The sequence below is a fragment of the Endozoicomonas sp. 2B-B genome, assembly GCF_053470045.1.
In genome coordinates this window covers 6,662,677-6,688,171 of the sequence record NZ_JBLZMU010000001.1, presented here as the reverse complement: position 1 = coordinate 6,688,171, position 25,495 = coordinate 6,662,677, and the positions used below count along the sequence as shown (strand labels likewise).

Here is a 25,495-nt window from a genome sequence, read left to right as displayed (position 1 = left end):
TAGGTTAGATACGGAAAAGCATATTAGTTCATTTATACGACTATCAAAGTTGGCTGTGGCCAAATAATAACCTGTTTCAAAAACTCAGAAGATGGGAACGCCTGAGAGCCATGTTCACTGGGCAACATAAATCCTTTCTTTTGTTGCCTTCACGGTCTTTGTTCCCTTGCTCCAGCCTTGATCAGGGCTTCCACGCAGTCGGTATTGCCCATCGCGGTTGCAATGGAGAGCGGGGTGGCACCATCGGTAGTCCTGGCGGCATTGAGATCCGCCCCGGCGTTGATCAGGCGTTTGACGCAATCGCTATTGCCTTTCGCAGCAGCAATGAACAGCGGGGTGGAGCCATCCGCAGTTTGCGCATTGATATCCTCCTTGGCTTCGATCAGGATTTTCAGGCTGTCGATGTTATTTTGTTGGGCAGCGATAAACAGCGGGGTAACGCCATCCTGAGTCCGGGCGTTGAGATCTGCCCCGGCGTTGATCAGGAGTTTCACGCAGTCGGTCTTGCCCTCCTGTGATGCGATGAACAGCGGGGTGGCGCCATCCGAAGTCTGGCAGATGTTGAGATCCGCCCCGGCTTTGATAAGGAGACTCACGCAGTCGCTATTGCCTTTCGCAGCAGCAATGAACAGCGGGGTGCTGCCATCATCAATTTGGGCATTGAGATCCGCCTTGGCTTCGATCAGGATTTTCAGGCTGTCGATGTTATTTTGCTGAGCAGCCATGAACAGCGGGGTGATGCCATCCGGAGTCCTGGCGTTGAAAGCCGCCCCGGCTTCGATCAGGATTTTAAGGCAGTGGGTATTGCCCTTCTGGGCTGCCATGAGCAGGGGGGTGACACCACGCTTAATGGTCGCAGCGTTGAGATCCGCCCCGGCTTCGATCAGGAGTATCAGGCAGTCGGTATTGCCGTCCTGGGCTGCCATGAACAGAGGCGTGGTACCATCCTCAATCCCGGCGGCGTTGAGATTCGCCCCGGCTTCGATCAGGAGTATCAGGCAGTCGGTATTGCCGTTCTGGGCTGCGATGAACGCTGGGCTGGCACCACTCTTAGTCCCGATGTTGAGATCTGCCCCGGCTTCAATCAGGATTTTCAGGCTGTCGATGTTATTGTCTTGGGTAGCGATAAACAGCGGAGTAGCGCCATTCTGAGTCCGGACGTTTAGATCTGCCCCGGCGTTGATCAGCATTTTGACGCAGTCGGTATTGTCCTCCTGTGATGCCATAAACAGCGGGGTGCCGCCCTTCGAAGTCCGGGCGTCGAGAAGCGCTCCCGCTTTGATCAGAATTTGCAGGCATTCGGTGTTGCCTTTCGCAGCAGCAACTAATAGCGGGGTGGTGCCATCCGACAGTGCGGCTTTGGGATCAGCCCCGGCGTTGACCAGGCGTTTAACGCAGTCGGCATTGCCGTACTCAGTAGCGATGAACAGTGCGGTGGCGCCATCCTTGGCCCGGGCGCTGAGATCTGCCCCGGCTTCGATCAGGATTTTAAGGCATTCGGTATTGCCTTTTGCAGCAGCCATGGACAGAGGAGTGGCACCATGCTTAAACTCGGCGGTGTTGAGATCTGCCTCGGCTTTGATCAGGATTTTGAGGCTGTCGATGTTATTTTTTTTGGCAGCGATTAACAGCGGTGTAGTGCCATCCTCAGTTCGGGCGTTGAGATCTGCACCGGCGTTGATCAGCCTATTCACGCTGTCGGTATTGCCCTGCTGTGTGGCGATGAACAGTGGGGTGCCGCCGTCCAAAGTTCGGGGGGCGTCGAGAAGCGCTCCCGCTTTGATCAGGAGTTCCACGCATTCGGTGTTGCCTCTCTCAGCAGCAACGAACAGCGGGGTGGCGCCACCCGACGGGGTGGCGTTGAGATCCGCCCCGGCGTTGATCAGGAGTCTCACACAGTCGGTATTGCCTTTCTGTGATGCGATGTACAGTGCGGTGGCACCACTCCAAATGGCAGCGTCAAGGTTTGCTCCGGCGTTGATCAGGAGTTTTACGCAGTCGGTGTTGTTTTCTTGTGCAGCGAGTAACAGCGCAGTGGCACCATCTTCATGCCGAGCGGCGTTGACATCCGCCCCGGCATTGATCAGGCGTTCGATGACGTCAGTGTGCCCCACACCAGATGCCCACATCAAGGCAGTGAAGCCGTCAGTCATAACAGCATTGACATTGACCCCCTCTGCCAGAGACCTCTCCACCTGATTCCAATCCCCGTGAAGACAGGCATTATAAAAAATCTGATCGGGGAAAAAAGTATCCGGGTGAGATTCACTGGTGTTCTGATTCACCACAGGCATCGGGTTTTGCCGACACATCGCGCACTGGCGTGAGCCGATGGGCTGATCAAAAAAACACCTTGTTATACAGTCCAGATCGAAGAGGTGGCCGCAACATTGGGTTCTGACGACCACAGGCGCTTCACTGCGGCCATGGAAGGGAGCCAGACAAACAGGACAGTGATCGGCCTTCAGTGTCCATGGGCAGAGGCTAGCGAACAATGCCAGATATAAGTAGAACATTTACACTGGTCAAATAATTTGTGCGGGTTGGATATAAGAAAGGGAATGATAGTTCATTCGTATGGCTATCAAAGTTGGCTGTGGCCAAATAGTCTCCTGTTTCAAAAACTCAGAAGATGGGAACACCTGAGCCCCGTTTACTGGACGGTATGATGCTTTTCTTTTGTTTCCTTCACTGCCTCTGCTCCCATCTTTGCCTCAGCGTCGATGAGAAGTTTCACGCACTCGGTATTGCCCATCTTGATTGCTATGGACATTGGGGTGGCGCCGTCCGAAGTCCTGGCGGCATTGAGATCCGCCCCGGCGTTGATGAGAAGTTTCACGCAGTCGGTATTGCCCGTCTTGATTGCTATGAACAGAGGGGTGGCGCCATCCTTAATCTTGGCGGTGTTGAGATTCGCCCCGGCTTCGATCAGGAGTATCAGGCAGTCGGTATTGCCGTTCTGGGCTGCGATGAACGGTGGGCTGGCACCACTCTTAATCCGGATGTTGGGATCTGCCCCGGCTTCAATCAGAATTTTCAGGCTGTCGATGTTATTTTTTTGGGCAGCGATAAACAGCGGAGAAGCGCCATCCTCAGTGCGGGCGTTGAGATCTGCCCCGGCGTTGATCAGCATTTTCACGCAGTCGCTATTGCCCTCCTGTGATGCGATGAACAGCGCGGTGCCGCCTTTCGAAGTCCGGGCGTCGAGAAGCGCTCCCGCTTTGATCAGGAGTTCCACGCATTCGGTGCTGCCTTGTGCAGCAGCGACGAACAGCGGGGTGGTGCCAGTCTTGGTGTGGGCGTTGAGATCCGCTCCGGCGTTGATCAGGAGTTTCACGCATGCGGTGTTATTTTCTTGTGCAGCGACGTAAAGCGGGGTGGCGCTATATTCAGTCTGGGCATTGAGATCCGCCCCGGCTTCGATCAGGATTTTCAGGCAGTCGATGTTATTTTGTTGGGCAGCGATGAATAGCGGGGTGGTGCCATCCGAAGTGTGGGGGGCATTGAAATCCGCCCCGGCTTCGATCAGGAGTATCAGGCAGTCGGTATTACCGTTCTGGGCTGCGATAAACGTTGGGTTGGCACCACTCTTAGTCCGGATGTTGAGATCTGCCCCGCCACTGATAAGGATTTCCACGAGATCGCTATTGCCCTCCTGTGTTGCAAAGAGCAGCGGGTTGGCGCCATCCGACGAGGCGGCATTGATATCTGCCCCGCCACTGATAAGGATTTCCACGCAATCGGTATGGCCTTTCCAGACTGCGATGAGAAGCGGGGTTTCGCCACTCTTGGTTCTCGCGTTGAGATCCGCCCCGGCGTTGATCAGGAGTTGCACGCAGATGGTATTGCCTTTCACCGCAGCGGCAAACAGCGGGGTGGCGCCAGTCTCTGTGCAAGCGTTAAGAGCTGCCCCGGCGTTGATCAGGCGTTTCACGCAGCCGGTATTACCATACTCAGCAGCGATGAACAGTGCGGTGGCGCCATTCGAACGGGCAGCGTCAAGGTTCGCCCCAGCGTTGATCAGGCGTTCGACGACATCTGTGTGCCCGCTGATGGATGCCAACATCAAGGCATTGAGATCAGCAGTCATAACGGCATTGACATTGACCTCTTCTGCCAGAGACCTCTGCACCTGATCGAGATCCCCGTGAAGACAGGCATTATAAAAAGTCTGATCGGGGAAAAATGTATCCGGGTGAGATTCACTGGTGTTCTGATTCACCACAGGCATCGGGTTTTGCCGACACATCGCGCACCGGCGTGAGCCGATGGGCTGATCAACAAAGCACATCGAAAGACAGTCCAGATCGAAGCGGTGACCACAACATTGGGTTCTGACAACCACAGGCGCTTCACTTCGGCCATGGAAGGGAGCCAAACAAATAGGACAGTGATCGGCCTTCAGTGTCCATGGGCAGAGGCTAGCGAACAATGCCACACATAAGTAGAACATCTGTGTTGGTCAATAAGCCGTTTGGGTTAGATACAAAAAAGCATGTTAGTCCATTTATATGGCTATCAAAGTTTGCTGTGGCGAAATAATCACCTGCTTCAAAAACTCAGAAGGTGGGACCACCTGAAAGCCCTGCTTACTGGACAGCATGACGCTTTTCTTTTGTTACCTTCACTGCCTCTGCTCCCAACTCTGCCTTAGCGTTGATGAGAAGTTTCACGCAGTCGGTATTGCCTTTCGCAGCGGCGACAAACAGCGGGGTGGCGCCACCCTCATTCCGGGCGTTGAGATCCGCCCCGGCGTTGATCAGGAGCTGCACGCATTCGGTGTTATTTTCTTGAGCAGCGATGAGCAACGGGGTGGCGCCATCCCAAATTTGCGCATTGATATCCGCCCTGGCTTCGATCAGCATTTTCAGACTGTCGATGTTATTTTGCTGAGCAGCGATGAACAGGGAGGTAGCGCCATCCTCATTCCGGGCGTTGAGAGCCGCCCCGGCGTTGATCAGGCGTTTCACGCAGTCGGTATTGCCTTTCGCAGCAGCAATGTACAGCGGGGTGGTGCCATCCGAAGTCCGGGAGATGTTGAGATCTGCCCCAGCGTTGATCAGGAGTTCTACGCAGTCGGTGTTGCCTTGCGCAGCAGCAGCGTACAGCGGGGTGGCGCCATCCGAAGTCCGGCAGATGTTGAGATCCGCCCCGGCGTTGATCAGGCGTTTCACGCAGTCGTTGTTACCGTACTCAGCAGCGATGAACAACGGGGTGGCGCCATCCTTAGCCCGGGCGTTGAGATTCGCCCCGGCTTCGATCAGGATTTTAAGGCATTCGGTATTGCCCTTCTGGGTTGCCATGGACAGAGGAGTGGCGCCATCCGACCTGGCGGCGTTGAGATCAACCCCGGCGTTGATGAGGTGTTTCACGCAGTCGGTATTACCATACTCAGCAGCGATGAACAGTGCGGTGGCACCAGTCGAACAGGCGGCGTCGAGATTCGCCCCAGCGCTGATCAGGCGTTCGACGATGTCCATATACCCCCTGCCGGATGCCAACATCAAGGCAGTGAAGCCACCCATCATAACAGCATTGACATTGACCCCTTCTGCCAGAGACCTCTGCACCTGATCCAGATCTCCGTTTAAACAGGCACGATAAAATGTCCGATCGGGGAAAAATGTATCCGGGTGAGATTCGCTGGTGTTCTGATTCACCAAAGGCATAGGGTCTTGCCGACACATCACGCACCGGCGTGAGCCGATGGGCTGTTCAACAAAAGACTTTGAAATACAGTCCAGATCGAAACGGTAGCCACAACATTGGGCTTTGACGACCACAGGCGCTTCACTTCGGCCATGGAAGGGAGTCAGACAAATGGGACAGTGATTGGCCTTCACTGTCGATGTGGAGAGGGTAGCGAGCAATGCCACACATAAGTAGAACATCTGTGTTGGTCAATAAGCAGTGCGGGTTAGATAGAAAAAAGCATATTAGTTCATTTTTATGGTTATCAAAGTTGGCTGTGGCCAAATAATCACCTGTTTCAAAAACTCAGAAGACGGGAACACCTGAGAGCCCTGTTTACTGGACAGCATGACGCTTTTCTTTTGTTACCTTCACTGCCTCTGCTCCCATCTCTGCCTTAGCGTTGATGAGAAGTTCCACGCAGTCGGCATTGCCCATCTTGATTGCTATGGACATTGGGGTGGCGCCGTCCGAAGTCCTGGCAGCATTGAGATCTGCCCCGGCGTTGATAAGGAGTTGCACGCATTCGGTATTGCCTCGCGCAGCAGCGGCGAACAGAAGGGTGGCGCCATCCTCAGTCCGGGCGTTGAGATCTGCCTCGGCATTGATCAGGATTTTCAGGCATTCGGTATTGCCTCGGGCAGCAGCGGCGAACAGAGGGGTGCAACCTTGAAAACTCCGGGCGTTGAGATCTGCCTCGGCGTTGATCAGGAGTTTCAGGCATTCGGTATTGCCTCGGGCAGCAGCGGCGAACAGAGGGGTGGCGCCATAGGAACTCCGGGCGTTGAGAAGCGCTCCTGCTTTGATCAGCAGTTTCAAGCATTCGGTATGACCTCGCACAGTAGCAACGTACAGTGGGGTGGTGCCATCTGACAGGGCAGCGTGGAGATCCGCCCCGGCGCTGATCAGGCGTTTCACGCATTCAGTATTACCGTACTGAGCAGCGATGAACAGTGCGGTGGCACCATTCGAACGGGTAGCGTCAAGGTTCGCCCCAGCGTTGATCAGGCGTTCGACGACATCCGTGTGCCCCCGGCTGGATGCCAACATCAAGGCAGTGAAATCAGCAGTCATAACGGCATTGACATTGACTCCTTCTGCCAGAGACCTCTGCACCTGATCGAGATCCCCGTGAAGACAGGCATTATAAAAAGTCTGATCGGGGAAAAATGTATCCGGGTAAGCTTCACTGGTGTTCTGATTCACCACAGGCATCGGGTTTTGCCGACACATCGCGCACTGGCGTGAGCCGATGGGCTGATCAACAAAGCACACCGAAAGACAGTCCAGATCGAAGCGGTGACCACAACATTGGGTTCTGACAACCACAGGCGCTTCACTGCGGCTATGGGAGGGAGCCAAGCAAATAGGACAGTGATCGGCCTTCAGTGTCCATGGGGAGAGGGTAGCGAACAATGCCAAACATAAGTAGAACATCTGTGTTGGCCAACAAGCAGTGCGGGTTAGATACAAAAAAGCATATTAGTTCATTTTTATGGTTATCAATCTTCACCGCCTATGTTCCCTACCTTGCCCCGGCGGTGATAAGGAGCTTAACGCAGTCGGCATTGCCCATCTTGATTGCTATGGACATTGGGGTGGCGCCGTCCGAAGTCCTGGCAGCATTGAGATCCGCCCCAGCGTCGATCAGGAGTCTCAGGCAGTCGGAATTGCCTTTTGCAGCAGCGGCAAACACTGGGGTGGCGCCATCTTTAGTCCTGGCGGTGCTGAGATCCGCCCCGGCCTTGATCAGGATTATCAGACAGTCGCTATTGCCCTTCTCGGCTGCCATGAGCAGAGGGGTGGCACCATCCTTAATCCTGGCGGCGTTGAGATCCGCCCCGGCTTCGATCAGGAGTCTCAGGCAGTCGGTATTGCCGTTCTGGGCTGCGATGAACGGTGGGCTGGCACCACTCTTAATCCGGATGTTAAGATCTGCCTCGGCTTCAATCAGGATTTTCAGGCTGTTGATGTTATTTTTTTGGGCAGCGATAAACAGCGGAGTAGCTCCATCCTTAGTCCGGGCGTTGAAATCTGCCCCGGCGTTGATCAGCATTTTCACGCAGTCGTCATTGCCCTCCTGTGATGCGAAGAACAGCGGGGTGGCGCCATGCGAAGTCCGGGCGTCGAGAAACGCTCCCGCTTTGATCAGGAGTTCCGCGCATTCGGTGTTGCCTTTCGCAGCAGCAACTAACAGCGGGGTGGTGCCATCCGACAGGGTGGGGTTGAGATCAACCCCAGCGTTGATCAGGCGTTTCACGCAGTCGGTATTACCATACTCAGCAGCGATGAGCAGTGCGGTGGCACCAGTCGAACAGGTGGCGTCGAGATTCGCCCCAGCGCTGATCAGGCGTTCGACGATGTCCATGTACCCCCTGCCGGATGCCAACATCAAGGCAGTGAAGCCACCCATCATAACAGCATTGACATTGACCCCTTCTGCCAGAGATCTCTCCACCTGATCCAGATCCCCGTTTAAACAGGCATTATAAAAAGTCTGATCGGGGAAAAATGTATCCGGGTAAGATTCACTGGTGTTCTGATTTACCACAGGCATCGGGTTTTGCCGACACATTGCGCAACGGCGTGAGCCGATGGGCTGATCGACAAAACACCTCGTTATACAGCCCAGATCGAAGCGGTGGCCGCAACATTGGGTTTTGACGACCACAGGCGCCACATTTCGGCCATGGAAGGGAGCCAGACAAACAGGACAGTGATCGGTCGTCAGTGTCAAAGGGGAGAGGGTAGCGAACAATGCCACACATAAGTAGAACATCTGTGTTGGCCAACAATCAGTGCGGGTTAGATACAAAAAAGCATATTAGTTCATTTATACGGCTATCAAAGTTTGTTGTGGCCAAACAATCACCTGTTTCAAAAACTCAGAAGATGACAACACCTGAGAGCCACGTTCACTGGACAACATAAATCCCTGCTTTTGTTGCCTTCACGGCCTTTGTTCCCTACTTTGCTCCGGCCTTGATCAGGGCTTCCATGCAATCGGTATTGCCCATCGTGGTTGCAATGGAGAGAGGGGTGGTACCATCTGAAGTCCTGGCGGCGTTGAGAAGTGCTCCCGCTTTGATCAGGAGTTCCATGCATTCGGTGCTGCCTTTCCCAGCAGCAACGAACAGCGGGGTCTCGCCATTCGACATGGTGGCGTTGAGATCCGCCCCGGCGTTGATCAGGCGTTTCACGCAGTCGGTGTTATTTTCATGGGCAGCGATTAACAACGGGGTGGCGCCATCCTTAGCCCGGGCGTTGAGATTCGCCCCGGCTTCGATCAGGATTGTAAGGCATTCGGTATTGCCCTTCTGGGCTGCCATGGACAGAGGAGTGGCGCCATCCGACCTGGCGGCGTTGAGATCAACCCCGGCGTTGATCAGGTGCTTCACGCAGTCGGTATTACCATACTCAGCAGCGATGAACAGTGCGGTGGCACCAGTCGAACAGGCGGCGTCGAGATTCGCCCCAGCGCTGATCAGGCGTTCGACGATGTCCATATACCCCCTGCCGGATGCCAACATCAAGGCAGTGAAGCCACCCATCATAACAGCATTGACATTGACCCCTTCTGCCAGAGATCTCTCCACCTGATCCAGATCCCCGTTTAAACAGGCATTATAAAATGTCCGATCGGGGAAAAATGTATCCGGGTGAGATTCACTGGTGTTCTGATTCACCACAGGCATCGGGTCCTGCCGACACATCGCGCACCGGCGTGAGCCGATGGGCTGTTCAACAAAACACCTTGCTATACAGTCCAGATCGAAGCGGTGACCACAACATTGGGTTTTGACGACCACAGGCACTTCACTTCGGCCATGGAAGGGAGCCAAACAAATAGGACAGTGATCGGCCTTCAGTGTCCATGGGGAGAGGGTAACGAACAATGCCAGACTTAAGTAGAACATCTGTGTTGGTTTAATCACATGCTTCCTGACCGTCTTTGATTTGCGAACAATGCCAGACTTAAGTAGAACATCTGTGTTGGTCCACAAGCCGTGTGGGTTAGATACAGAAAAGCATATTAGTTCATTTATATGGCTATCAAAGTTCGCTGTGGCCAAACAATCACCTGTTTTAAAAACTCAGAAGATGGGAACACCTGAAAGCTTTGTTTACTGGATAGCACAGGGCCTTTCTTGTTTTCCCGTCCTTACCTTGCCCCGGCGTTGATCAGGAGTACCAGACATTCGATATTGCCTTTCGTTATAGCAGCGTGCAGCGGGGTGGTGCCACTCATAGTGCGGGCGTTGAGATCCGCCCCGGCGTTGATCAGGAGTTTCACGCAGTCGGTATTGCCTTTCAGGGCTGCAACGAACAGCGGGGTGGTGCCAGTATTAGTGCAGGCGTTGAGATCCACCCCGGCGTTGATCAGGCGTTTTACGCATTCGATGTTATTTTCTTGTGCAGCGATGAACAACGGGGTCACAGCGTCCTTAATCCTGCCGACATTGAGACCCGCCCCGGCTTCGATCAGGATTTTAAGGCAGTCAGCATTGCCCTTCTGGGCTGCCATGAGCAGAGGGGTGGCACCATCCTTAATCCTGGCGACGTTGAAATTCGCCCCGGCTTCGATCAGGATTATCAGGCAGTCGGTATTGCCGTTCTGGGCTGCGATGAACACTGGGCTGGCACCACTATTAATAACGGTGTTGAGACCTGCCTCGGCTTCAATCAGGATTTTCAGGCTGTCGATATTATTTTTTTGGGCAGCGATAAACAGCGGGGTAGCGCCATCCTCGGTCTGTAAGTTGAGATCTGCACCGGCGTTGATCAGCATTTTCACGCAGCCGGTATTGCCCTCCTGTGTTGCGATGAACAGCGAGGTGGCACCATAGGAGGTCTGGGCGTTGAGAAGCGCTCCCGCTTTGATCAGGAGTTCCACGCAGTCGGTGTTGCCTTTTGCAGCAGCAATGAACAGAGCGGTGGCGCCATCCGACAGGGTGGCGCTGAGATCCGCCCCTGCGTTGATCAGGCGTTTCACGCAGTCGGTATTACCGAACTCACAAGCGATGTACAGTGCAGTGGCACCATCCTTATTCCGGGTGTTGAGAGCCGCCCCGGCTTCAATCAGGATTTTCAGGCTGTCGATGTTATTTTTTTTGGCAGCGATAAACAACGGGCTAGCGCCATCCCGGGTCCGGACGTTGAGATCTGCCCCGGCGTTGATCAGCATTTTGACGCAGTCGGTATTGCCCTCCTGTGATGCCATGAACAGCGGGGTGGCGCCATTCGAAGTTCGGGCGTCGAGAAGCGCTCCTGCTTTGATCAGGATTTGCACGCATTCGGTGTTGCCTCTCGCAGCAGCAATTAATAGCGGGGTGGTGTCATCCGACAGTGTGGCCTTGGGATCAGCCCCGGCGTTGATCAGGCGTTTCAGGCAGTCGGCATTACCGTACTCAGTAGCGATGAACAGTGCGGTGGCGCCATTCGAACGGGCAGTGTCAGGGTTCGCCCCAGCGTTGACCAGGCGTTCGACGACATCCGTGTGCCCGCTGATGGATGCCAACATCAAGGCAGTGAGACCATCAGTCATAACGGCATTGACATTGACGCCTTCTGCCAGAGACCTCTCCACCTGATCCAGATCCCCGTCTAAACAGGCACGATAAAACGTCTCATCGGGGAAAAAATTATCCGGGTAAGATTCACTGGTGTTCTCATTCACCACAGGCATCGGGTTTTGCCGACACATTGCGCAGCGGCGTGAGCCGATGGGCTGATCAACAAAACACCTCGAAATACAGTCCAGATCGAAGCGGTGGCCGCAACATTGGGTTTTGACGACCACAGGCGCTTCACTTCGGCCATGGAAGGGAGTCCAACAAATAGGACAGTGATCGGCCCTCAGTGTCGATGGGGAGAGGATAGCGAGCAATGCCACATATAAGTAGAACATCTGTGTTGGTCAGTAGTATGGGTTGGATACAAAAAAAAGAAAGGTAGTTCATTTATATGGCTATCAAAGCTTGCTGTGGCCAAATAATCACCAGTTGTTAAAAACTCAGAAGACAGGAACAACTGAGAGCCCTTTTTACTGGACAGCATGAAGCTTTTCCTTTGTTTCCTTCACAGCCTCTGTTCCCACCTCTGCCTCAGCGTTGATGAGGAGTTTCATGCTGTCGGTATTGCCCATCTTGATTGCTATGGACAGCGGGGTGGCGCCATCCGAAGTCCTGGCAACGTTGAGATCTGCCCCGGCGTTGATCAGGAGTTCTACGCAGTCGGTATTGCCATTCAGGGCTGCGATGAACAGCGGGGTGGCACCATCTGTAGCCCTGGCAGCGTTGAGATCTGCCCCGACGCGGATCAGGATTTCCGCGCAATCGGTATGGCCATTCAGGGCTGCGATGAAAAGTGGGGTGACGCCATCCATAGACCAGACAGCATTGAGATCAGCCCCCCCAGCGATAAGAGTTTCCACGCAATCGGTATGGCCTTCCCAGACTGCGATGTGAAGCGGGGTGCCGTCATTGTTAGTTCTCACGTTGAGATCTGCGTTGGCTTCGGTCAGGGCTTTCACGCTGTTGGTATTGCCATTCAGGGCAGCGATGAATAGTGGGGTTGTACCCTTCTTAGTCCGGGCATTGATATTCGCCCCGGCCCTGACCAGGATTTTCACGCAGTCGGTGTTATTTTCCTGGGCAGCAAAGAACAGCGGGGTGGCACCATCCGATAAGGCAGCGTTGATATCCGCCCCGCCGTTGATCAGGAGTTTCACGCAGTCGGTTTTGCCCTGCCTTGCAGCGATCAACAATACAGTGGCACCATCTGAAAAGTTGGCATTGAGATCCGCTCCGGCGTTGATCAGGAGCTTCACGCAATCAATGTTATTTTTCTGGACAGCAAAGAATATGGCAGTGGCACCCGTTGTTGAGGTGGCGTTGAGATTCGCCCCGGCGTTGATCAGGTGTTCGACGATTGCCTTGTGCCCCCCGTAAGATGCCATCATCAAGCCAGTGAAATCATCAAGCATAACGGCATTGACATTGACTCCTTCTGCCAGAGACCTCTCCACCTGATCCAAATCCCCTTCATAACAGGCATCATAAAACACCTGATCGGGAAAAAATGTATCCGGATGAGATTCACTGGTGTTTTGATTCACCATAGGCATCGGATCTTGCCGACACATCGCGCACTGGCGTGAGCCAATGGGCTGATCAGCAAAACATTTCGAAATACAGTCCAGATCGAAGAGGTGACCACAACATTGGGTTTTGACGACCACAGGCGCTTCAACTCGGCCATGGAAGGGAGCCAAACAAATAGGACAGTGATCGGCCTTCAGTGTCCATGGGGAGAGAGTGGCGAGCAATGCCACATATAGGTAGAACATTCTGTGCCAGTCGATAAGTCGTGCGGCTTGGGTACAGAAAAGGAATGATAGTTCATTTATGTGTCTCCCAAACTTTGCTGTGGTTAAACAATCACCTGTTTCAAAAACTCAGAAGATGGGAACACCTGAGAGCCATGTTCACTGGGCAACATAAATCCTTTCTTTTGTTGCCTTCACGGCCTTTGTTCCCTACTTTGCTCCGGCGTTGGTCAGGAGTTGCACGCAGTCGGTATTGCCTTTCGCAGCAGCAAGGTGCAGCGGTGTGATGCCATCTGAAGTCCGGCAGATGTTGAGATCTGCCCCGGCGTTGATCAGGAGTTTTACGCAGTCGGTATTGCCTTTCGCAGCAGCAATGAGCACCGGGGTGCTGCCATCCTTAATTTGCGCATTGATATCCGCCTTGGCTTCGATCAGGATTTTCAGGCAGTCGATTTTATTTTGCTGAGCAGCGATTAGCAGCGCAGTGGCGCCATCCTCAGTCCGGGCTGAGAGATGCACTCCAGCGTCGATCAGGAGTTTAACGCAGTCAGTATTGCCTTCCTGAGTTGCCATGAACAGTGGGGTAGTGCTATCCGACGCGGTGGCGTTGGGATCCGCCCCGGCGTTGATCAGGAGTTTCAAGCAGTCGGTGTTATTTTCTTGTGCAGCGATGAACAGAGCGGTGGCGCCATCCTTATTCCGGGTGTTGAGAGCCGCCCCGGCGTTGATCAGGAGTTCCACGCATTCGGTGTTGCCTCTTGCAGCAGCTTCGAACAGTGGGGTGGAGCCATCCGAAGTCCGGGAGTTGTCGAGATCCGCCCCGGCGTTGATCAGGAGTTTCAAGCATTCGGTTTTGCCTAGCGCAGCAGCGGCGCAAAGAGGGGTGGCGACATACGAAGTCCGGACGTTGAGATCTGCCCCGGCGTCGATCAGGATTTTCACGCAATCGGTATTGCCATTGGCAGCGGCGGCGAACAGCGGGGTGACGCCATCGGGACTATGAGGGGGGTTGAGATCTGCCCCGGCGTTGACCAGGAGTTTCATGCAGTCAACATTGCCTTTCGCAGCAGCGGCAAGCAGCGGCGTGGCGCCATCCGAAGCCCGGGCATTGATATTCGCCATGGCTTCGATCAGGATTCTCAGGCCCTCTGTATTGCCCTGTATAGCTGCGCTGAACAGCGGCGTGTCGCCATCCTTATTTCGGGCGTTGATATTCGCCTTGGCTTTGATCAGGACTTTCATGCAGTCGGTATTGCCTGTTGCAGCAGCGGCGAAAAGCGGAGTGGCGGCATCCGTGATCCTGGCGGCGTTGAGATCTGCCCCGGCGTTGATCAGGAGTTTCACACAGTCTATCTCATTCCTTTGTGCAGCGATGAACAGCGGGGTGGCGCCATCCGACAAGGCGGCGTTAAGATCTGCCCCGGCTTCGATCAGGGCTTTCACGCAGTCGATATTGCCTCTCGTAACAGCAGCGATCAGCGGGGTGTCGTCAGTCTTAGTCCGGGTGTTGACAACTGCCCCGGCGTTGATCAGTATTTTCACGCAGTCGGTGTTATTTTCTTGTGCAGCGATGAACAGCCCAGTGGCGCCATCCTCATGCGGGGCGGCGTTGACATCTGCCCCGGCATTGATCAGGCGTTTGACGACGTCAGTGTGCCCCCCACCGGATGCCAACATCAAGGCAGTAAAGCCATTATTCATAACAGCATTAACATTGACTCCTTCTGCCAGTGACCTCTCCACCTGATCCAGATCCCCGTTTAAACAGGCAAGATAGAACGTCTGATCTGGGAAAAATGTATCCGGGTGAGATTCACTGGTGTTCTGATTCATCAGAGGCATCGGGTCTTGCCGACACATCGCGCAACGGCGTGAGCCGGTAGGCTGATTAAAAAAACACCTCGAAATACAGTCCAGATCGAAGCGGTGTCCACAACAGTGGGTTTTGACGACCACAGGCGCTTCATTGCGGCCATGGAAGGGAGTCAAACAAATTGGACAGTGATCGGCCTTCACTGTCCATGAGGAGAGGCTAGCGAACAATGCTACACATAAGTAGAACATCTGTGCTGGTCAATAAGCCGTGTGGGTTAGATACAAAAAAGCATCTTAGTTCATTTTTGTGGCTATCAAAGTTGGCTGTGGTCAAACAATCACCTGTTTCAAAAACTCAGAAGGTGGGAACACCTGAGGGCCCTGTTTACTGGACAGCATGAAGCTTTTCCTTTGTTTCCTTCACTGCCTCAGTTCCCAGCTTTGCCTCGGCGTTGATGAGGAGTTTCATGCTGTCGGTATTGCTCATCTTGATTGCTATGGCCAGCGGGGTGGCGCCATCCGAAGCCCGGACGTTGAGATTGGCTCCGGCTTCGATCAGGAGTTTCACGCAGTAGGTATGGCCCATCTGTGCAGCGATGAAAAGCGTGGTGGTGCCATCCGACAAGGCGGCATTGAGATTCACCCCGGCATTGATCAGGCGTTCGACGACGTCCTTGTGCTCCCAGCCGGATGCCAACATTAAGGCAGTGAGACCATTAGTCATAACGGCATTGACATTGACTCCCTCTGCCAGAGACCTCTCGACCTGATCCAGATCCCCGTTTAAACAAGCAAGATAAAAAGTCTGATCCGGGAAAAATGTATCCGGGTGAGATTCACTGGTGTTCTGATTCACCACAGGCATCGGGTTTTGTCGGCACATCAAGCAACGGCGTGAGCCAATGGGCTGATCAACAAAACACCTAGAAATACAGTCCAGATCGAAGCGGTGGCCGCAACATTGGGTTCTGACGACCACAGGTTCTACATTTCGGTCATGGAAGGGAGCCAAACAAATAGGACAGGGATCGGCCTTCAGTGTCCATGGGGAGAGGCTAGCGAGCAATGCTACACACAAGTAGAACATCTGTGTTATTCAATAAGTAGCTCGGGTTAGAGACAAAAAAGCATGATAGTTCATTTATATGGCTATCAACCACAATATGGGTTGGATTTCCGCACACCGCTGATTCCAGAATGGTTTGCAGTCCTTTTCACTTAAAGTTGAAAGCACTGGCAATGTCGCTGATAAATTCTGCGTCAGGATGTTTTTGGAGTAAGATGCGCTTTTGCGTGTCAATGCTGGATTTTTGCTTTCCAGAACTGACTCTTGCATAGCATATCTTCCTTCACTGGCTAATGAATATGCGGAAGTGACCACCACTGGTTTGATTCACTTTTTCGTAGTGACCGCTTTCGATCTTGCGATTGTTGCAATTTTATTTGACTGCAAAACCCGGAAGATAGGAACACCAGAAAGCCGTGTTTACTGGATAGCACAACGCCTTTCTTTTGTTCCCTTCCTTGCCTACTTTGTCATGGCGTTGAGCAGGATTTCCAGGCAATAGGTTTTGCCCTTCAGGGCTGCTGCGGACAGCGGGGTGCATCCATTCTTATTCCGGGTGTTGAGATCTGCTCCGGCGTTGATCAGGAGTTTCACGCAGTCGCTGTTACCTTTTGCAGCAGCAACGTACAGCGGGGTGGCGCCATCCGAAGTCCGGTAGATGTTGAGATCCGCCCCGGCGTTGATCAGAAGTTCCACGCAGCCGGTATTGCCTTTCGCAGCAGCAATGTACAGCGGGGTGGCGCCATCCGAGGTTCGGCAGATGTTGAGATTCGCCCCGGCGTTGATCAGCAGTTTCAGGCTGTCGGTGTTATTTTTCAGGGCAGCGATGAACAGTGGGGTGTTACCATTTTCAGGCCGGGTGTTGAGACTCGCCCCGGCATTGGTCAGGAGTTTTACACAGTCGGTGTTATTTTCTTGGGCAGCGAAGAATAGAGGGGTGGCGCCATTTTTGGTTCGGGCGTCGAGATTGGCCTTGGCTTTGATCAGGGCTTTCACGCAGTCGGTATTGCCTTTCGCAGCAGCGATGAACAGCGGGTTGCTGCCATCCGAAGACAGGGGGATGTTGAGATTCGCCCCGGCGTCGATCAGAAGTTGCACGCAGTCGTTTTTGCCCTCCTGAGCTGCGATGTATAGCGCAGTGGCGCTATTCTTAGTCCGGGCGTTGAGATCTGCCCCGGCGTTGATCAGGAGTTTCACACAGTCGGTATTGCCTTTCGCAGCAGCGGCGAGCAGTGGGGTGGCACCATCCGTAATCCTGGCGGCGTTGAGATCCGCCCCGGCATTGATCAGGAGTTTCATGCATTCGGTGTTATTTTTCTGGGCAGCCATGAAGAGTGGGGTGGTGCCATCCTCAGTCCGGGCGTTGAGATCCGCCTCGGCGTTGATCAGGAGTTTCAAACAGTCGGTATTGCCCTTCAGGACTGCGATGAACAGCGGGGTGGTGCTATCCGAAGTTCTGGCGGCGTTGATATTCGCACCGGCGTTGATCAGGAGTTTCACGCAGTCGGTATTGCCCTCCTGGACAGCGATGAAAAGCAGGGTGGCACCGTTCCTGGTTCGGGCGTCGAGATCTGCCCCGGCGCTGATCAGGAGTTTCACGCAGTCGGTATTGCCCTTCGCAGCAGCAACGTATAGCGGGGTGGCGCCATCCGAAGTCCTGGCGGCGTTGACATCCGCCCCGGCGTTGGTCAGGTGTTTTACGCAGTCGGTATTACCGTATTCAGCAGCGATGAGCAGTGCGGTGGCACCATTCGAACGGGCAGTGTCGAGGTTCGCCCCAGCGTTTATCAGACGTTTGACGACATTCATGTGACCCCGGCAGGATGCCAGCATCAAGGCAGTGAAGCCACCAGTCATAACGGCATTAACATTGACCCCTTCTGCCAGAGACCTCTCCACCTGATCCAGATCCCCGTTTAAACAGGCGCGAAAAAATGTCTTGTCGGGGAAAAATGTATCTGGGTGAGATTCACTGGTGTTCTGATTCACCACAGGCATTGGGTCTTGCCGACACATGGCGCACCGTCGTGAGCCGATGGGCTGATCAACAAAACACCTCGAAATACAGTCCAGATCGAAGCGTTGACCACAACATTGAGTTTTGACAACCACAGGCGTTTCACTTCGGCCATGGAAGAGAGCCAGACAAATAGGACAGTGATCGGCCTTCAGTGTCCATGGGGAGAGGGTGGTTAACAATGCCACACATAAGTAGAACATCTGTGTTGGTCAATAAGCAGTGTGGGTTAGATACAAAAAAGCATATTAGTCCATTTATATGGCTATCAAAGTTTGCTGTGGCTAAATAATCACGCATTGCAAAACTCGGAAGATGGGAACAACTGAAAGCCCTGTTTGCTGGATAGCACAACGCGTTTCTTTTGTTGCCTTACTTGCCTCAGTTCCCTACTTTGCTCCAGCCTTGATCAGAGCCTCCACGCAGCCGTTATGGCCTTTCAAGGCAGCAATGAAAAGTAGGCCGCCATCCATAGTATTGGCGGCATTGGGATCTGCCCCACCACTGATCAGGATTTCCACGCAATCGGTATGGCCTTGCCAGACTGCGATGAGAAGCGGGGTGACGCCATCCGAAGCCCGGGGGGTGTTGAGATCCACCTCGGCGTTGATCAGGAGTTTCAAGCACTCGGTGTTATTTTCTTGTATAGCGAAGAACAGCGGTGTGGTGCCATCCGACCTGGCGGCGTTGAGATCCGCCCCGGCGTTGATCAGGCGTTTCACACAGTCGGTATTGCCCATCTCGATTGCGATGAACAGCGGTGTGGCGCCATCCTCAGTCCGGGCGTTGAGATCCGCTCCGGCATTGATCAGGAGTTTCAGACAGTCGGTATTGCCCTTCAGGGCTGCCATGAACAGCGGGTTGGCGCCATCCGAAGTCCTGGTGGCGTTGATATTCGCCCCGGCGTTGATCAGGAGTTTCACGCAGTCGGTATTGCCCTTCTGTACAGCGATGTAAAGCGGGGTAGCGTCAGTCTTAGTGCGGGCGTTGAGAGCTGCCCCGGCGTTGATCAGGAGTTTCAAACAGTCGGTATTGCCCTCCCGTGCAGCGACGAAAAGCGGGGTGGCGCCATTCTCATCCGGGACATCGAGATCCGCCCCGGCGTTGATCAGGAGTTGCACGCAGTCGGTAATGCCCTCCTCAGCTGCGATGTATAGCGGGGTGGCGCCATACGAACAGCGGGCGTTGAGAAGCGCTCCCGCTTTGATCAGGATTTCCACGCAGTCGGTATTGCCCACTTCGGTTGCGACGGACAATGCAGTCGCGCCATCACTATTTCTGGCGGCTTTGAGATCTGCCCCAAAGTTGAGCAGGAGTTTCAGGCATTCGGCATTGTCCTCAAGGGCTGCGATGAACAGCGGGGTGGCACCATCCGATAAAGCAGCGTTGGGATTCGCACCGGCATTGAGCAGAAGTTTCACGCAGTCAGTGTTGCCTTTCTGAGCTGCTTGGAACAGCGGGGTGCGGCCATTCGGCAAGGCAGTGTTGGGATTCGCACCGGCGTTGAGCAGGAGTTTCACGCAGTCAGTATTGCCTTTTTGAGCTGCTTGGAACAGCGGGGTGCTGCCATCCACAGACCGGGCGTTGAGATCCGCTTCGGCGTTAATCAGGAGTTTCACGCAGTCGGTATTACCTCTCATAGCAGCAACGAACAGTGGGGTTGCGCTATACTCATTACCGGCGCTGAGGTCTGCCCCGGCGTTGATCAGGAGTTTAACACACTCGGTATTGCCTCTCGTGGCAGCGGCGAACAGCGGGGTGACGTCGTCCGAATTTCGGGCATTGATATCCGACATGGCTTCGATCAGGAGTTTCAGGCAGTCGGTATTGCCATTCAGGGCTGCGATGAACAGTGGGGTGGCACCCGCTACCACACCCCCGGTATTGAGATTCGCCCCGGCGTTGGGATCCGCTCCGGCGTTGGCCAGGAGTTTCACGCAGTCGGTATTGCCCTTCGAGGCTGCGATGAAAAGCGGAGTTGCGCCATCCGAAGTTCTGGCGGCGTTGAGATTGGCTCCGGCGTTGATCAGGAGTTTCACGCAGTCTGCATGACCGAACTCAGCAGCGACGAACACTGCGTTGGCACCGTTCGGACGGGCAGTGTCGAGGTTCGCCCCAGCGTTTATCAGGTGTTTGACGACATCCACGTGACCCCTGCTGGATGCTAACATCAAGGCAGTGAAGCCACCAATCATAACGGTATTGACATTGACTCCTTCTGCCAGTGACCTCTCCACCTGATCCAAATCCCCATATATACAGGCACGATAAAACGTCTGATCGGGGAAAAATGCATCCGGGTAAGCTTCACTGGTGTTCTGATTCACCACAGGCATCGGGTTTTGCCGACACATCGCGCACCGGCGTGAGCCGATGGGCTGTTTAACAAAAGACCTCGAAATACAGTCCAGATCGAAGCGGTAACCACAACATTGGGTTTTGACGACAACAGGCGCTTCACTTCGGTCATGAAAGGGAGCCAAACAAATAGGACACTGATCGGCCTTCAGTGTCCATGGGGAGAGAGTGGCGAGTAATGCCAAATATATGTAGAACATTCTGTGCCAGTCGATGAATGGTGCGGCCTGGGTACAGGAAAGTAATGATAGTTCATTTGTGTGTCTCTCAACGTTTGTTGTGGCTAAATAATCACCTGTTTCAAAAACTCAGAAGATAGGAATACCTGAGAGCCATCTTCACTGACACGATGCTTTTTTTGTTTCCTTCACCGCCTCTGTTCCCCACTCTGCCCCGGCGTTGATAAGGAACTTCACACAGTCGCTATTGCCCATCTCGATTGCTATGGACAGTGGCGTGGCGCCGTCCGAAGTCCGACAGATGTTGAGATCAGCCCCGGCGTTGATCAGGAGTTTCACGCATTCGGTGTTGCCCTTCACAGCAGCAATCTGCAACGGGGTGGCGCCATCCGAAGTCCGGCAGATATTGGGATCAGCCCCGGCGTTGCTCAGGAGTTCCACGCAGTCGGTATTGCCTTTCGCAACAGCAACGTGCAGCGGGATGGTGCCAGTCTTATTTCGAGCGTTGAGATCCGCCCCGGCATTGATCAGGAGTTTCACGCATTTGGTGTTATTTTCGTGTGTAGCGATGAACAGCGCAGTGGTGCCATCCGGCAAGGCGGTGTTGAGATCAGCCCCGGCGTTGATCAGGAGTTCCACGCATTCGATGTTATTTTCTTGGGCAGCGATGAACAGCGGGGTGGTGCCATCCTCAATATGCGCATTGATATCCGCCTTGGCTTCGATCAGGATTTTCAGGCTGTCGATGTTATTTTGCTGAGCAGCCATGAACAGCGGGTTGGCACGATCCGTAATCCTGGCAGTGTTGAGATCCGCCCCGGCGTTGATCAGGAGTTTCACGCAGTCGGAATTGCCCCTCAAGGCCGCGATAAACAGCGAGGTGGAGCCATCCTCGGTCCGGGCGTTGAAATCCGCCCCGGCGTTGATCAGTATTTTCAGGCAGTCGGTATAGCCCTTCAGGGCTGCGATGAACAGCGAGGTGGCGCCATTCTTCGTCCGGGCGCTGACATCTGCCCCGGCGTCGAGAAGGAGTTTCACGCAGTCAATGTTGCCCTTCTGGGCTGCAATGAATAGCGCTGTGGCGCCATCCGACAAGGCGGCGTTGAGATCCGCCCCGGCGTTGATCAGGAGTTCCAGGCAGTCTGTGTTATTTTCCTGGGCAGCGATGAACAGCGGTGTGGCGCCATCCGACATGGCGGCGTTGAGACTCGCCTTGGCTTCGATCAGGGCTTTCACGCAGTCGGTATTGCCTTTTGCCGCAGCTATTAACAGCGGGGTGGAGCCATCTATAGTCCGAGTGGCGTTGAGATCCGCCCCAGCTTCGATCAGGGCTGTCAAGCAGTCAATGTTATTTTCCTGGGCAGCGATGAACAGCGGGGTGGAGCCATCCGACAAGGCGGCGTTGAGATCCGCCCCGGCGTTGATCAGGAGTTTCACGCAGACTATGTTATTTTCCTGGGCAGCGATGAACAGCGGTGTGGCGCCACCCGACATGGCGGCGTTGAGATCTGCCTCAGCTTCGATCAGGATTTTTACGCAGTCGTTGTTATTTTGCTGTGCAGCGATGAGCAGCGGGGTGGCGTTATTCCAAGTCCGGGAAGCGTTGACGTTCGCCCCGGCTGCTATCAGTCGTTGAACGACGGCATTGTTCCCGTTATTGGATGCCAACATCAAAGCAGTGTAATCATAAGCCATAACCGCATTGACATTGACTCCTACTGCCAGTGACCTCTCCACCTGATCCAAATCCCCGTTTAAACAGGCATGATAAAACGTCAGATCGGGGAAAAATGTATCCGGGTGAGATTCACTGGTGTTCTCATTCACCACAGGCATCGGGTCTTGCCGACACATCGCGCAGCGGCGTAAGCCGATGGGCTGATCAACAAAACACCTCGAAATACAGTCCAGATCGAAGCGGTGACCACAACATTGGGTTTTGACGACCACAGGCGCTACATGACGGTCATGGAAGTGAACTAAACAAATAGGACAGGGATCGGCTTCCAGCGTCCATGGGGAGAGGGTAGCGAGTAATGCCAAAGATAAGAAGAACATCTGTGTTGGTCAATAAGTAGTGTGGGTTGGATACAAAAAAGGAATGCTAGCTCATTTATATGGCTATCAAAGTTTGCTGTGGTCAAACAATCACCTGTTTCAAAAACGCAGAAGATGGGAACACCTGAGAGCCATGGTTACTGGATAGAATGAGGCCTTTCTTCTGTTCTCTTCCCTGCCTCAGTCCCCTTCTTTGCCCCAGCCTTGATCAGGGCTTCCACGCAGTCGATATTGCCCAGCTCGGTTGCGATGGACAGCGCAGTGTCGCCATTCTCAGTGTGGGCGTTGACATCCGCCCCGGCGTTGATCAGGAGTTTCACGCAGTTGGTATTGCCCTTATAGGCTGCGGCGTGGAGGGGGGTGGCGCCACTCTTAATCCGGCTGTTGAGATCCGCACCGGTATTGATCAGTAGTTTCAAGCAGTCGATATTGCCCTCCCGGGCAGCAACGAACAGAGGCGTGGAGCCATCCGACAAGGCGGCGTCGGTTTCCGCCCCGGCGTTGATCAGGAGTTTCACGCAGTCGGTATTGCCTTTATAGGCTGCGGCGTGGAGGGGGGTGGCGCCACTCTTAATCCGGCTGTTGATATCCGCACCGGTATTGATCAGTAGTTTCAAGCAGTCGATATTGCCCTCCCGGGCAGCAACGAACAGAGGCGTGGAGCCATCCGACAAGGCGGCGTCGGTTTCCGCCCCGGCGTTGATCAGGAGTTTCACGCAGTCGGTATTGCCCTCCTGAGTTGCGATGTATAGCGGGGTGGCGCCATTTTTATTTGGGGCATTGATATTCGCCTTAGCTTCGATCAGGGCTTTCAAGCAGTCGGTATTTCCTCTCGCAGCAGCGGCGAATAGCGGAGTGGCGCCATCAGCAGTCCGAGCGGCGTTGACGTCCGCCCCAGCATCGATCAGGAGTTTCAGGCATTCTGTATTGCCTCTCTCAGCAGCGGCGTACAGAGGGGTGATGCCATCCGAAGTTCGGGGATTGATATCCGTCTCGGCGTTGATCAGTATTTTCACGCCGTCGGTGTTATTTTTCAGGGCAGCGATGAACAGCGGGCTAGCGCCATTCCTGGTTCGGGCGTTGGGCACTGCCCCAGCGTTGGTCAGGAGTTGTATGCAGCCGGTATTGCCTTTCGCAGCAGCAGCGAACAGCGGGGTTGCGCCATCGGAAGTTCGGTTGGCGTTGAGATCCGCCCCGGAGCTAATCAGTATTTTCACGCAGTCGGTGTTATTTTCTTGGGCAGCGATGAATAGCGCGGTAATGCCATCCGACGAGGCGGCGTTGAGATTTGCCCCGGCCTTGACCAGGAGTTTCACGCAGTCGGTATTGCCTCTCAAAGTAGCAACGTGCAGCGGGGTGGCGCCAGTATTAGTGTGAGTGTTGACCTCCGCCCCGGCGTTGATCAGGCGTTTCACGCAGTCGGTATTGCCCTCCTGTGATGCGATGAACAGCGAGGTGACGCCATCCTCAGTCCGAGCGTTGACGTCCGCCCCGGCTTTGATAAGGCGTTCGACGACCTCGTGGTCCCCAATGGATGCCAACATCAAGGGAGTGAAATCATCAGTCATAATGGCATTGACATTGACTCCTTCTGCAAGAGACCTCTCCACCTGATCCAGATCCCCGTTTAAACAGGCAAGATAAAAGGTCTGATCGGGGAAAAATCTATCCGGGTAAGATTCACTGGTGTTCAGGTTCACCACAGGCATCGGGTTTTGCCGACACATTGCGCACAGGCGTGAGCCTATGGGCTGATCAACAAAACACCTTGAAATACAGTCCAGATCGAAGCGGTGACCACAACATTGGGTTGTGACGACCACAGGCGCTTCACTTCGGCCATGGAAGGGAGCCAGACAAATAGGACAGTGATCGGCCTTCAGTGTCAAAGGGGAGAGGGTAGCGAACAATGCCACACATAAGTAGAACATCTGTGTTGGTCAATAAGCAGAGTGGGTTAGATACAGAAAAGCATATTAGTTCATTTATACGGCTATCAAAGTTCGCTGTGGCCAAACAATCATCTTGTTTCAAAAACTCAGAAGATGGGAACACCCAGAGCTGTGTTTACCGGCTAACGCAACGACTTTCTTTTGTTTTCTTCACCGCCTATGTTTCCTACTCTGCCCCGGCGTTGAGCAGGAGTATCTGGCAGTCGGTATTGCCTTTCGCAGCAGCAACGAACAGCGGGGTGGCGCCAGTCTTAGTGTGGGCGTTGAGATGCGCCCCGGCTTTGATCAGGATTTTAAGGCATTCGGTATTGCCCTTCCAAGCAGCAACGTGCAGCGGGGTGGCACGATCCTTAATCGTGGCAGTGTTGAGATCTGCCTTGGCTTCAGTCAGGATTTTCAGGCTGTCGATCTTATTTTGCTGAGCAGCCATGAACAGCGGGGTGGCGCCATACTCAGTCTGGACGTTGAGATCCGCTCCGGCGTTGATCAGGCGTTTCACAGAGTCGGTATTACCGTACTCAGCAGCGATGAACAGTGCGGTGGCACCATTCGAACGGGCAGCGTCAAGGTTCGCCCCAGCGTTGATCAGGCGTTCGACGACATCCGTGTGCCCTCTGTTGGATGCCAACATCAAGGCAGTGAAATCAGCAGTCATAACGGCATTGGCATTGACCCCTTCTGCCAGCGACCTCTCCACCTGATCCAGATCCCCGTTTATAAAGGCACGATAAAATGTCTGATCGGGGAAAAATGTATCCGGGTGAGATTCACTGGTGTTCTGATTCACCACAGGCATCGGGTCTTGACAACCACAGGCGCTAAACTTCGGCCATGGAAGGGGGCCAAACAAATAGGACATATATCGGCCTCCAGTGTCGACGGGGAGAAGGCAGCGAGCAATTCCATACATAAGTAGAACATCTGGATTGGTGAATAAGTGGTAAGGGTTAGATACAAAAAAGCATTAAAATCATTCCATCGCTTCCATGATGAATGGTGGTGCTTCCCTGCTCCAAACTATCTGTAAAATAT

Annotated in this window: 15 protein-coding genes; all 15 read right to left on the bottom strand. The window is 54.0% G+C overall.

The window, feature by feature from the left end:
• Nucleotides 1–149: 149 nt before the first annotated feature.
• The 15 genes from ACOMHB_RS23900 to ACOMHB_RS23830 all read right to left on the bottom strand — a co-directional run bounded on the left by ACOMHB_RS23900 (nt 150) and on the right by ACOMHB_RS23830 (nt 25,322).
• On the bottom strand, nt 150–2,516 hold the full coding sequence (locus ACOMHB_RS23900; RefSeq protein ID WP_448218517.1) for an ankyrin repeat domain-containing protein: 2,367 nt from the start codon (nt 2,514–2,516) through the stop codon (nt 150–152).
• 137 nt (nt 2,517–2,653) lie between these two features.
• Nucleotides 2,654–4,453: an ankyrin repeat domain-containing protein gene (locus ACOMHB_RS23895; protein WP_448218516.1), complete on the bottom strand. Its 1,800-nt coding sequence runs from the start codon at nt 4,451–4,453 to the stop codon at nt 2,654–2,656.
• 136 nt (nt 4,454–4,589) lie between these two features.
• Entirely contained in the window at nt 4,590–5,891 is a 1,302-nt protein-coding gene (locus ACOMHB_RS23890; protein ID WP_448218515.1) for an ankyrin repeat domain-containing protein, read from the bottom strand.
• Between the two features lie 136 nt (nt 5,892–6,027).
• On the bottom strand, nt 6,028–7,128 hold the full coding sequence (locus tag ACOMHB_RS23885) for an ankyrin repeat domain-containing protein (protein WP_448218514.1): 1,101 nt from the start codon (nt 7,126–7,128) through the stop codon (nt 6,028–6,030).
• An 88-nt stretch (nt 7,129–7,216) separates the two neighbouring features.
• On the bottom strand, nt 7,217–8,470 hold the full coding sequence (locus ACOMHB_RS23880; protein ID WP_448218513.1) for an ankyrin repeat domain-containing protein: 1,254 nt from the start codon (nt 8,468–8,470) through the stop codon (nt 7,217–7,219).
• Between the two features lie 187 nt (nt 8,471–8,657).
• On the bottom strand, nt 8,658–9,608 hold the full coding sequence (locus ACOMHB_RS23875; RefSeq protein WP_448218512.1) for an ankyrin repeat domain-containing protein: 951 nt from the start codon (nt 9,606–9,608) through the stop codon (nt 8,658–8,660).
• 245 nt (nt 9,609–9,853) lie between these two features.
• Nucleotides 9,854–11,599, bottom strand: a complete 1,746-nt coding sequence (locus ACOMHB_RS23870; protein ID WP_448218511.1) for an ankyrin repeat domain-containing protein — start codon at nt 11,597–11,599, stop codon at nt 9,854–9,856.
• 135 nt (nt 11,600–11,734) lie between these two features.
• Nucleotides 11,735–13,039, bottom strand: coding sequence for an ankyrin repeat domain-containing protein (locus ACOMHB_RS23865; protein WP_448218510.1), 1,305 nt, complete (start codon nt 13,037–13,039; stop codon nt 11,735–11,737).
• 189 nt (nt 13,040–13,228) lie between these two features.
• Nucleotides 13,229–15,082: an ankyrin repeat domain-containing protein gene (locus tag ACOMHB_RS23860; RefSeq protein ID WP_448218509.1), complete on the bottom strand. Its 1,854-nt coding sequence runs from the start codon at nt 15,080–15,082 to the stop codon at nt 13,229–13,231.
• Between the two features lie 136 nt (nt 15,083–15,218).
• Nucleotides 15,219–15,920 carry an ankyrin repeat domain-containing protein gene (locus tag ACOMHB_RS23855; RefSeq protein WP_448218508.1) on the bottom strand — a complete coding sequence of 234 codons (702 nt, stop codon included), beginning with the start codon at nt 15,918–15,920 and terminating at the stop codon, nt 15,219–15,221.
• 441 nt (nt 15,921–16,361) lie between these two features.
• The gene (locus tag ACOMHB_RS23850; protein ID WP_448218507.1) at nt 16,362–18,119 is read right to left on the bottom strand and encodes an ankyrin repeat domain-containing protein; all 1,758 of its coding nucleotides are present in this window, start codon (nt 18,117–18,119) and stop codon (nt 16,362–16,364) included.
• Between the two features lie 186 nt (nt 18,120–18,305).
• On the bottom strand, nt 18,306–20,474 hold the full coding sequence (locus ACOMHB_RS23845; RefSeq protein ID WP_448218506.1) for an ankyrin repeat domain-containing protein: 2,169 nt from the start codon (nt 20,472–20,474) through the stop codon (nt 18,306–18,308).
• Between the two features lie 138 nt (nt 20,475–20,612).
• Nucleotides 20,613–22,511, bottom strand: a complete 1,899-nt coding sequence (locus tag ACOMHB_RS23840) for an ankyrin repeat domain-containing protein (RefSeq protein WP_448218505.1) — start codon at nt 22,509–22,511, stop codon at nt 20,613–20,615.
• 137 nt (nt 22,512–22,648) lie between these two features.
• A complete protein-coding gene (locus tag ACOMHB_RS23835; protein WP_448218504.1) occupies nt 22,649–24,442 on the bottom strand; it encodes an ankyrin repeat domain-containing protein in 1,794 nt (597 codons plus the stop codon).
• 187 nt (nt 24,443–24,629) lie between these two features.
• Nucleotides 24,630–25,322 (bottom strand): ankyrin repeat domain-containing protein, encoded by a 693-nt coding sequence (locus ACOMHB_RS23830; protein ID WP_448218503.1) that lies wholly within the window; start codon nt 25,320–25,322, stop codon nt 24,630–24,632.
• Between the last annotated feature and the right edge of the window lie 173 nt (nt 25,323–25,495).